At 39.9% G+C, this 11,766-nt stretch carries 7 protein-coding genes; 3 read left to right on the forward strand and 4 right to left on the reverse strand.

Annotated elements, in window-relative coordinates; translation table 11 throughout:
- Positions 1–474 precede the first annotated feature (474 nt).
- The gene (locus tag Q0590_RS35365) at positions 475–795 is read left to right on the forward strand and encodes a hypothetical protein (RefSeq protein WP_302042403.1); all 321 of its coding nucleotides are present in this window, start codon (positions 475–477) and stop codon (positions 793–795) included.
- 507 nt (positions 796–1,302) lie between these two features.
- On the opposite strand, the gene Q0590_RS35370 is transcribed toward Q0590_RS35365, so the two are convergent.
- Positions 1,303–2,277 (reverse strand): class I SAM-dependent methyltransferase, encoded by a 975-nt coding sequence (locus Q0590_RS35370; protein WP_302042404.1) that lies wholly within the window; start codon positions 2,275–2,277, stop codon positions 1,303–1,305.
- A gap of 52 nt (positions 2,278–2,329) precedes the next feature.
- On the reverse strand, positions 2,330–3,580 hold the full coding sequence (locus Q0590_RS35375) for a styrene monooxygenase/indole monooxygenase family protein (RefSeq protein WP_302042405.1): 1,251 nt from the start codon (positions 3,578–3,580) through the stop codon (positions 2,330–2,332).
- Positions 3,581–3,785: 205 nt separating this feature from the next.
- Between Q0590_RS35375 and Q0590_RS35380 the strand changes: the two genes are divergently transcribed.
- Positions 3,786–9,482, forward strand: a complete 5,697-nt coding sequence (locus Q0590_RS35380) for an AAA family ATPase (RefSeq protein ID WP_302042406.1) — start codon at positions 3,786–3,788, stop codon at positions 9,480–9,482.
- Here the strand turns inward: Q0590_RS35380 and Q0590_RS35385 are convergent, their stop codons facing one another.
- Positions 9,483–9,806, reverse strand: coding sequence for an Hpt domain-containing protein (locus Q0590_RS35385; RefSeq protein WP_302042407.1), 324 nt, complete (start codon positions 9,804–9,806; stop codon positions 9,483–9,485). It abuts the gene before it with no gap.
- Between the two features lie 24 nt (positions 9,807–9,830).
- Positions 9,831–10,529, reverse strand: a complete 699-nt coding sequence (locus Q0590_RS35390) for a response regulator transcription factor (protein ID WP_302042408.1) — start codon at positions 10,527–10,529, stop codon at positions 9,831–9,833.
- A 343-nt stretch (positions 10,530–10,872) separates the two neighbouring features.
- On the opposite strand from Q0590_RS35390, the gene Q0590_RS35395 reads away from it, so the two are divergent.
- On the forward strand, positions 10,873–11,541 hold the full coding sequence (locus Q0590_RS35395; protein ID WP_302042409.1) for a hypothetical protein: 669 nt from the start codon (positions 10,873–10,875) through the stop codon (positions 11,539–11,541).
- Positions 11,542–11,766 lie beyond the last annotated feature (225 nt).

Below are 11,766 nucleotides of genomic sequence, written 5' to 3' on the forward strand. Positions count from 1 at the left end.
ATGGAACGCTGCAAATCAGCTTGCCTATAGCCAAGCGGCTCAAGCCGGGATTGTACATAGTGAGTGCCTATTCAAAAACAGGTAAAGTGTATAAGAAACTCGTCGTGCAATAAATAGAAAACCTGTAAAAAATTGCTTATTAAGCGCAGATACATCGCAGGTTTATAAATAACAAGTAAGAGGATGTTTTGTGAGTACAAAAAGCTATAGAACTTGTTCTATAGCTTTTTAATATTTCTCTACTGTGTCTACCTTACAAGTAACTTAAAAATGTTGGTTGAATTAATATCTAATGTGAATCAAGAGTAGAAGAGGCAGCATAGCAAAGAGTGATAAATTTGTGGAATGCTACAACTACACCTTACCAGCCTCTACTACTATGTCTGCCACTGCTATGATACACAGAGTTGTCTACATTATCAACGGATGAGTAATAATTATTCACCTGTATTCACTGATTAAGAAATAATCACAATGAATCTGTTTGGCATTTTACAGAGAAGGTTCACCATCAAAGACATCTATGATTACATCAGTCATCATTGGCTTAAGTGGTTTCCTCATTTGCCTTCTTATCAGGTTAAAGTAGCTTTGCAAGTAGCCGATAAAGGATCGAACCCGATGTCGAGCCATCGTCAGGTTCGTAGTTCAACAAAAAACTTATACTATCATGGTCTTAAACTACACTTTTTAGGAGCTGACTGCTATCAAGGGTTGCCTAAGGCGCATTACATAGGCTTTCGCCAAGCAACTGCCAATGATTCAACTGTGTTAAAGCCGATGCTTAGCAAGTAAAAAGCTTGTAAAGTGGTAACAGATAAAATCTATTCTTCGCAATAACTCAATGGGCAGCTGAAGCTTCATAAAGTGGAAATTATTATCCCTGTTAAACAAAAAAAGGACAAAAGTATTTAGTGGCTGCTGAAAAATCATTTTTCCAATATGTAAGCTCGATAAGACAAGCAGTGGTAGCTTTTTTTTCATTGGCTAAATAAAAAAACAGCTATTCAAATAGCTAATATGGTTCGTTCAGAAAAAGGGCTTTGGGTACATTGTTTTGGTAGAGTTACTGCTGTTCTTTTAATTTTAATTTTTAACTCTTGATTCACATTCTTAGTTAGAAGAATAAAGTAAAAATAAAAAGCCTGGGTGATGCCTAGGCTTTTTTATAATACGTTATATCATCAGACTTTTTAATGTTAGCAAAATTATACGTTCCGGTGAATGTATTACACACCTTCAACTCTTGGATTACCTAGTAGCCTAATTGAGGTTTGAACCCTGTAGTATACATGGAGGGTTTTATTGGCAAATCTTTAAAAATAAATTAACTCCTAAAGGTTCATAATCTACCGTTATTTTGTCTCTCCGGATACCTGCTTCCAAAGCTAGTTGAATGAGTTGCTCTTTGCTCCGGTGCAACAAATACCATTCACCGAATAATTCCATATAACCTCTACTGGAATTTTCCTCTGAAAAATTTCCAATGATTAGTTCACCACCAGGCTTCAGATGCTTTACCAGGCGTTTAATAGCTAATACAAAAATCTGGTCATTGAAGTAATCGAACAGGCCTGCAGACCAAACTACATCAAACTGCTTTTCGGGGGTAAACCGTAAAATATTTTGGTGATAAAATTCGATTTGCTTCAGATAAGGCCAGCATACATCTTTCGCATGAGCTATCGCTCTTTCATCCAGATCAACGCAAGTAGTTTGTAAGACAGCAGGCATAATCTGCTGGTAAAGTTCCAATACATCTCTGCACGGGCCACTGGCTACATCCAGCAGGTGAACGGTTGTTGAGCTGTGTTCAATTCTTTTCAGCAATTGTTTTTTGAAATAATCTTTCCGGTTCCTGACTGCTTGAGCGGCTTCAAGGTGGTGGAAATAGGCATCCCATTTCTCAAACTCAGGATTTTTGCTGCAATGATAGGTGTAGATTTTATCAATCATTAGGAAGTCCCCGGCATAGCCCATCGGCTTTGTGTACCCGTACCCATGTATAGTTTGCGATAAGAATTCTTCTGAAAAAAGCTGTTTGGCCGCTTCTACTTCCTGAAAAGAAATCAAGCCGCTATGAACGGATGAAAACAGGGTTTTTAGGTATCTGTCTAGATAGTAATAGTCTTCCGGATCAGGTCCTCCTTTATCTAATAAAGCGGCAATAACCTCGGCTACAGATAAGTTTACCGGGAAAGGGAAGTTTTTGTTTACAGAAGGCACTAAGAAGTTTTCTGTTCCTTGTGCAGAGCTGGAATAAGCTGATTGTCTCATAAAATAGGTAGGTAGGTGGTTTGTTTAATTAGGATTCATTAAGTCTAAAAGCTCAAGTTGTTGGTGCAAATACTTCTGCTCTGCTAGTTAGATAAGCTTGTGCTGCCTGTGCATCGTCGATCCAGGGGAATAGGCTAGGTGGATGATTAAAGCCATTTGCCAGGTCAGTGGCGATAGTAGGATTCTCAGTAGCTGCTTGTAAAATAGTACGTACATGCGTAGCTGGCGGCGAAAGGAAAATATCACTAAAGCGGTTAACATATCTGGAATATTGCCAGAATTCGTCAAACGTTTGTTGCATCCATGCTTCATCAAAGGGTTTATCTCCATGAGCGATAATTTTCTCGGCATAGCTGTGTGCCATTTTGGTGGCATTGTTTCCTCCTTGTCCCACAATCGGATCATTCAGGATAACTGTATCTCCAACCCCCATCACCGTTGCGGTGGAGTTAAGCTTGATATACGGTTTGCGGACAGTGGGCACAAAAGAACCTTTTAGAAAAGCATCGTCCTCAATTAACTCTGCCGTTGCATAAAGAGGGTATTGCCAGGGTACCAGATTCTTCAGGATTTGTTTACAGCAGTGAAGCAGCTGGTGTCCGGTTTTAGCTTCGTCAAATACATCCATCGGCCCACCAGGAATAATTTCCATTAATATCCAGGAACACTGGATATCATCTTTCTGATAAAAGGGAGCTGTGATAATTTCGCCTGCTCCCATAATTACACTAATATTCAGGGTGGTGAATTTGGTTTTGCCAGGGTGTTCAAAGTTGTTGATATGAAGCTGTACAAGCTTGCGTGCCGGTTTTTCCCAGGTAGATTTCTCTGCATCCCGTTCAAACAGTTTAGCCAGTGGACCTTTTCCTGACGATACCACCACCAGGTCGAACAGTTCAGTACACGCAAGCAGGTCGGCTGGTGTACTGGGGCTAACAATAAAATGGCCACCTCTTTCCTCAAAAAGTTTAATCCATTCGTAAAACTTCAGCCGCTGGTCTATAGATACGCCGGGCTGCTTTAGCTTAGTATTAATAGTAAAGGCAAATTGGCCGTCCGGCGTGCCAAAGTTCAGTCCAAAACTTGAACAATATAAGGCCGTGTCTTTCCATAATTCCAAACCAGTTTGTTGCTCTAAGTGCAGGGAATCATGGAATAAATAGGTGCCACCAGTAGGTGGTCCATTAAATATTTCCTCGGCAGTTTTTTCAGATAGAATGCTTACTTCATATCCTGCTTGTAAGAGCCGCAAACCCAAGTGTAACCCGGATTGGCCTGCACCCATAATGGCTACTTTTCTCATGGTCGTATAGTAAGTGGTGATGATGAAACAAAGGTACCAGATTACCCAAAGGCATGTACTTAAGGGATTGTTAAAAAGTATAAAAAAGTATAAAAATGGAACTTGTGTTAACTGATTTCCCAGGAAGGAGTAGTATATTTAGTTCAGATTTAAGTAAATAGGAAGCTTACTACTTCCAGTTACGTTGCACCTATACTCACCCGCCATGATCTCAATTCCTGGATATACACTAGCCGAAGAGGTATTCCGTAGTTCTTCTATCATAGCTTTTAAATCCATACGAACTACGGATGCTCGCCCAGTACTAGTAAAGTTGCCCAATACAGTCGCTGATGACATTTCTTTTCAGGAGTTAGAAAATGAGTTTCACTTGCTTTCTTCTTATCACTTTAGTGGCGTACTGCATGCAACTAATAAACACCGGATGGAACACACCTTTTTAGTGGAACTTGAATATTTTGATGGGATTAATTTGCAGCAGTTGTTGGAAAACAACAGCCTCTCCTGTCAGCAGCGGTTACAGCTAGCCGTAAACCTGACTTCTGTTATTGAAGAGCTGCACAATAGCCGTATTTTGCATAGAGATATCCGTCCGATTAATTTTCTGGTGAACCAGAATACGTTGGAAGTAAGATGTATCGATCTGCGGTGTGCCGCCTCACTGACAAATACGCTGGCCAGACCCGACCTTAAAGAAAAAATACTTTCCGGGCTGGAATATTTGTCACCTGAACAAACCGGGCGGCTGTCATTGGAAGAAGATGGAAGGTCAGATTTGTACTCCTTGGGCATAACCTTATATAAGTTGTTTACCGGACATACACCCTTTGAAAGGGGAGACTTAAATGAATTTATTCATGCCCACCTGGCAAAACAAGCACCATCGCCTGTACAGCTCAATCATCAGCTGCCCATACAGTTGTCTGATTTAATACAAAGGTTAGTAGAAAAAAAGCCAGAAGAAAGATACCAAACATCAAAAAGCCTGAAATTAGATTTAAAGGAATGCCTGATACGATATATCGTTAGCGGGGAAATACACCCTTTTCCTTTGGGGAAATTTGATCAGGCTGACTATTTCGAAATACCTCCGGTGCTGTATGGCCGGGAAGAGGCGCTTACTCAGCTACTAAGTAGTTTTGAAAGAGTAAAAACTACGAGTGAAGTGGTGTTGATAGAAGGGCACTCAGGAACAGGAAAATCTACTTTAGTGGAGGAAGTTAAGAAAAGGCTACCCAAGGACAAGTATATTTTTGTAGCCGGGAAGTTCGATCAATATCTACAGAATGTGCCCTATAAAGCTATTACCAATGCTTTTAGAGAATTTATATCTATGCTTGCCAGGCAGCCAGAGGAAGCAGTTAGTGCCTGGAAAAAGGACTTTTTAGCAGCTTTGGGAAACCTGGGCCAAGTAGTGATAGATGAAATACCCGAACTGGAACACATCATTGGCAAGCAACCAGAGATAGCTACTATACCTTCTCAGGACGCCGGATACAGAAATACACTCGTGTTTTCAAAATTTATAGATGTGTTTGCCAGTCCAGGAAAGCCATTGGTTATTTTTCTGGACGATCTGCAGTGGGCCGATGCCGGCAGTTTGCATTTATTGCATCAAATGGCAACCCGTGAAAGCAGCCATATCCTTCTAATAGGTACTTACCGTTCAAATGAAGTTTCCAGTGGGCACCCTTTGTACAAAAAGATACAAGAGATAAAAACAGCCGGTAAGGAATTAACTGAAATTAAGCTATACCCCCTTACCATTGGGCAAACAGAAGCCCTGCTGAAAGATACTTTGTCATGCCCGGCACAAGAAATTGCTCCACTGGCTGATGTAGTTTTTACCAGAACGCTGGGGAATCCGTTATTTATTCATGCCCTTTTACAGTCTCTGTATACAAATAAATTACTTGTTTATCATACCTTGGAAAAAAAAATGACCTGGCAGTTGGATCAGGTGATCACATTTATCCATTCAACTTCCTCAGGTGAGCTTATTAGCCGTAAAATTCAAGAACTATCCGCGCAAGCAGGTCAAGCCCTGAGTTATGCCGCCTGCATTGGCCGTCAGTTTGACCTGGAAGTACTTGCATCTTTGTTAGACAAACCTGCCCATGAAGCCGCTGAAGATTTACAAGAAGCGGTAAATGAATCATTGATTGTTGCTGTGAAACATCCCGTAGATACGCCTGTACAAAGTTTAGCAACAAAGAAACAATATGTATTCTTGCATGACCAGATTCAACAGGCTGCCTATACACATTTACCAGATGAATTAAAAAAAGAATTGCACCTGAGTATTGGCTACCGTTTGCTGGATAATTGCCAAGAAACAGAGGTAGATGGATGCATCTTTGAAATTGTTAGTCACCTTAATAAAGGAAATTCCCTGATCACTACCGAAAAAGAGATTATTAGAATTGCCCAATTAAACCAACTAGCTGGAAAAAAAGCAAAGGCTTCTACGGCTTTTGAAGTTGCTTTTACTTCCTTCACTTGTGCATTAAATTATTTAGACTTGGATGGTGGGGATGCATGGGAGTATAAAAAGTGGACAGAGCACTATCCACTTAGCCTGTCATTACACCGGCTTACCGCTGAGATGGCCTATCTCACCGGAAGGTTTGAACAAGCTTCTATTTTAGTAAATCGTGTATTGCCGCGTGTTCAAACATTGAGGGAAAAAACGGATATACATCTGCTGAAAATTCAATCATTGATCTATGAAAAGAAAAATGAGGAGGCTATTGCGTATGCGTTACCTTTGCTAAAATCGTTGGGCGTATATTTTCCTTCTTCTTATGCCAATCTTCATATTCTGGCTGCTTTTCTTCAGTGTAAATGGATACTTAGGGGCAAAACCATTCAAAACCTTGAAATGCTACCGGCCATGACTAACCAGTCTATTGGAGAGGCTTTCCGGATTATACAGCTCATTACCGCAGCTACCCATAATACGTTGCCTAAGCTCTATCCGCTGCTGGTGTTGAAAATGGTGTATTTGTCAGTAAAGTATGGCAATGCTCCGCAGTCGCCACTGGCGTATGTTACCTATGGAGCCATAGTCCATGCCATTCAAACAGACAGTGCCGCCTGTTTTTCGTTTGGCCAACTGGCATTAACCCTGCTTAAGAAGTACAATGATGCCGGTATTCAGGCCAAAACACAGCTGATCTATCAATTAATTAACCGTCCCTGTAAAGAACATATCCACTTTTCACTGGAGCCCTTAAAGCAGTCTTTTATCAATGGTATTGAATCTGGAGAGATAGAATATGCCGTGTATGCCTCTAATAGTTATTGTGTGTTTTTGTTGCTCTCCGGTAAAAACTTAAGATGGATAAAAGAAGAAATTATCGGCATGAACATCTTACCAGGCCGCCTAAAACACGAAAGTTCTTCAACCGGCAATGAGGCCTTGCTGCAAATTGTAGCTAACTTTTTGGGAGAAAATGCTGACCCTACGTCGTTGAATGGAACTTATTTTAAGGAGGATGAGGGCTTTCATGAGATTATTAAGACCCATCAAAAGTCTAAACTTTTTATTTGCTACCTATATAAAAGTATCCTATGTTACTTGCTGGGAAGGTATAATGAAGGCCTAAAAAATGCGAATGAAGCATCTTTTTATCTGGAAGATGTAAAAGGTATACTCCTGGAGCCGCTCTATTACTTCAATCAGGCATTGCTGAATTTTGCTATGTATTCGCAACAACCGGATAGAACCTATTTATTAAAAGCACAGGCTTACAAAAGGAAAGTCAAGAAAAGAGCTGCACAAGTACCCATAAACCACTTACACCAGTTTTACCTGCTGGAGGCTGAATATTATAAAATTACCCAACAACACCCTGAAGCAGCAGCTTACTATGATAAAGCTATCCAGACGGCCAAAGAAAATAATCATTGCTATGAGGAAGCCCTAGCCCATGAACTGGCAGGCAGGTATTGGCTAAGCAGAGGACAGGAACGCGAAGCAGCTATTTACTTTACCAGTGCCCTGGAGCTCTATAAAAAATGGGATTGCACCATAAAAGTAGATCAGCTGCAAGAACAGTATAGTACCTTGCTAGTTTCCACTACTCTTTCATCACAGGCACCTACTCATTTGCCTCTGCCTGTTACCAGCCATAACATTACTAGCACTTTTGATCTTGCAACATTGATGAAAGCAGCTACCGCTATTTCCAGTGAAGTGGTTTTCGATAAGCTAATGGAAAAATTGATGAAGGTAGTAATTGAGAATGCTGGTGCCCAGGCAGGATATTTTATTTTACAGCGGTCAGGTGAGTTGGTGGTGGAAGCCCGGCAATCGGTAGAAGAGGAAAAAGTACAACTAGTAAAAGCGCCATTACATCAGTCAGCCGACCTTCTGCAAAAAGTCGTCCGGCAAGTATTTGCTACCAAAGAAACCGTTCTTATTAACCATGCCGGACAAGATAGCTTATTCAAAGAAGAGCTAGCCCAGTTGAATCATCGGATTAAATCAGTACTGTGTATTCCTACGTTAAATCAGGGCAAACTCATTGGCGTACTTTATTTAGAAAATAACCTGGCATCAGGTGCTTTTACACAAGACCGTGTAGAGATTCTTCAACTGCTGGCTGGTCAGATAGCCGTCTCAATTGAAAATGCCATCCTTTATGAAAACCTGGAACAGAAAGTACTGGAACGGACTGCTAAAATTCAGTTGCAAAAAGAAGAAATTGAACGGCAGAAACAATTAGTTGAAGAGAAATCCAGATTCAAAGAGCAGTTTTTTGCCAACATGAGCCATGAAATCCGTACACCTATGACGGCAATTATTGGCATGTCAGATCTGATTTTTGATACTCCCCTGAACCCAAAGCAGCTGGAATATGCCAAAGGGATCAAATATTCTTCAGAAAATCTGCTGGCGATTATCAACGATATTCTGGATTATTCAAAAATAGAAGCCGGTAAGTTTTCCTTTGTAAAAAAACCATTTCAAGTCAGAGATAGGCTTAATCGCTTGAGTTATATTCTCCAATGTTTGGCACAGGAAAAAGGAATTGAACTCTGTACTTCCATTGATCCACTGGTTTCTGCTCAGTTGATTGGTGATCCGCTGAGGCTACACCAGGTATTACTTAATCTGGCAAGCAATGCCATTAAATTTACTCAACAAGGGTATGTGGAGATTGCGGTTGAACGTATGTCAGCAACGGAAAAAACAGAAGTCTTATGTTTTACAGTAAGAGATACAGGCGTAGGAATTCCGGAAGAAAAGCTTCATTATATATTTGAAACATTTACCCGCATAGAAGATGAAGTAAATGTGCAAGCATCGGGAACAGGGCTAGGGCTATTCATAGCAAAAAAACTGGTAGAAGAGCAAGGAGGATCGATGCAGGTAAAAAGTAAGGTTAAACAAGGCACCGAATTCCGGTTTACGCTCTCTTTTGAACGGTCATCCGCATCGCTACCTTTGGAGAAAAGTGTGAATGAACAGATAGATTTAAGAGGTACAAAAATTCTGCTAGTGGAAGATACATTGTTTAACCAGGTGGTAGCTGAGGAAATTCTGAAAAAAATAATTCCGGAAGCAGAAGTAACTATTGCTGAAAATGGTGCGATTGCTTTACAAAAACTAGAAGTACAACCCTTTGATATTGTTCTGATGGATGTAAAAATGCCTGTCATGGATGGGTACAAAGCCTCCAGAATAATCCGGGAGAGCAATTGTCTTTATAATAAAATACCTATTCTGGCATTTACCGCCAATGCCAATCCCATAGAAGCAGAGAAATGCAAACAAGCTGGTATGGATGATTATATAACCAAACCAATAGAAGCTCGCAAGCTGAAGGAAAAAATAGGAAAACTACTAAGCAGCAAATTTGCTACTGGTATACCAGCAGCTCAAGAAAAAATTTGATTAGGCAAGTAACTCGGTTCGCAGAATTTCTAAAAAATTATGGTTTGCCTCTTCTACCAATGAATAAATAGTGGCGGTCTGTTGGTTGTCGGCCAGCTGTTCTATGACTTCCATTTGAGTAGACAGCTGTGTTAAATTCAGATAGGCGAACTGTGTTTTCAGGCTATGAGCGGTGGTAGATACAGCTTCCCAATCCTGTTGAGCTAACTGGCTCTTTAATTCTTCCATCTGTTTGGGAGCCTGGCTTTTGAAGATACCAAGAAATTTTTGGGCAAGTACTACATTGCCGTCCATGGCATCGGTAAGAAAAGAAAGATCTATCATAGCAGGTAGCTTGGGTTGTGTAGTTTACTGATGAACTTTGCTAATAAGTTTATAGCCTTCCCCATGCAGGTTTAATATTTCCAGGGAAGGATCTTCTTTCAAAAATTTACGGATTTTACTGATATACACATTCAGGCTATACTCCCGGTAATATTCTTCATCTCCCCAGATGTGTTTCATAGCTGATTCTCTGGTAAGTACAGCATTCTCATTTTCAAAAAGCAGCTTTAAAAGTTTAGCTTCTATAGAAGTTAGCTTGCAGTTTTTTCCGGCCACCTGAAGCTCACGCAGCTGGACATTGAACACGGTTCCGCCGGATCTGAATACGTTTACTTCTCTGGTTTTTTCCTGTACTTTTACTCTTTTCAAAATAGCCTTAATCCGCAAATACAACTCTTCAAGGCTAAAAGGCTTAGTCAGGTAATCATCGGCGCCTAGCATAAGTCCTTTTATTTTATCCTCTTTCAGGGATTGTCCAGTCAAGAAAATGAGAGGAATGTGTTCATTCAATAAACGGATTTCCTGAGCCAGCGTAAAGCCATCTTTCCGGGGCATCTTTACATCCAGCACACATAAATCAAAAAAAGTGGTCTTGAATGCTTCTAGCCCGGCTACTCCATCATGTTTCAGCACTACGTGAAATCCTCTCATCTCCAGGTATTCTTTTGTGAGCTCACTGTATTGAACTTCATCATCAATGATCAGCAGGTGGGAAGTTTCCATAGCTTAGGTTTGGTCGGTGAATCTGCAAAATATATAGCCTTCTTCAAAGTGATTGATAATAATTTTCATCAACACTTACTGCTGCTTTTGCTCCTCTATATTGGCTAACTTTTTTATGAAAAAGTATCTCGTAAGTAACCCATGTATTGCTTACTTTTTTGCAAGATTTAATGGAAATAGGGTAATAAATTCAATTTTATACTTTTTTATACTTTTTACATTTTTCTTAATAATTGCAGGGGCTGCCATCGTGTAATTTTGAGTGTCTTAAAAACAAGATCGATCAGGGACACAAAAAAAATTATTTACTAAAACAAACCACTTAATTTAAACAATCAAACTCATGAAATTCAATGTAACGTGTGCTATTCCTTTCATTGCGGCATGTTTGCTATTCTCCAGCTGTGACGATAAATTGACCGTTGAACCTGTCAGATCTGCGGAGAAGTCTTCGCCAGATAATCTGTTGAGTAATCAGGATTTTGCAGCTGATGATATTATCCGGGTAGATTATGGGCAGGTAGTAGGTTATAAATTTACCTTGCCGAGATATTCGTCCAACTCTACTAGCAAAGCTTTCTTCAGTGCAACAATAGGTAAAAAATATACCATGGCTGCCGTGCAAAACTTAAATCTTTTTAGCAAGATAGATTTCTTCTGCACCTCTCTTCAAGGTACAACGCATCTGATGTCTCCTTTTGAATTTACCCGGCCTGATGGACAAAAAGGTGTGTTTAGCCAGAAAGGAGCTGTTAACCGGCAAACACATTTCTCTTATAATATTTTAAAAACCAATGATTTATCCACGGCAGTTAAGAATCCACATTTTATTAAATCTAATTTCAGTAACTATCAGATACCGTATGGAAAACTACCTATTCAGGAGGGTACTATCTATTCGTTCAAGGCAGATGTAGATAAGCATGGATATATCTATGGCTTGGTACGCGTATTAGATATAAAATCCGAAGGTGTGGTAATGGAAGTTTTTGTCAATAAGAATCCCCTATAATAATTCAAGCACAAGAAGAATGTAAAAGCCTAAACTTTTTCTATTCTTCTTGTGCTTTATAAAATCCAATAACAAAAAAAAGTTATTTAATTTCATAAAACTCAAAAGTAAAGATGACTTACATCCGGCTTGTCCAAATATGGAACAAGTATATGACAATAGTTTTAAGTTGGTAAAGTTCAACCTGGCTACCAATCACATAGAAGAAGCGTACCGGTTTGATGG

Source organism: Rhodocytophaga aerolata (assembly GCF_030503435.1).
GTDB lineage: Bacteria > Bacteroidota > Bacteroidia > Cytophagales > 172606-1 > Rhodocytophaga > Rhodocytophaga aerolata.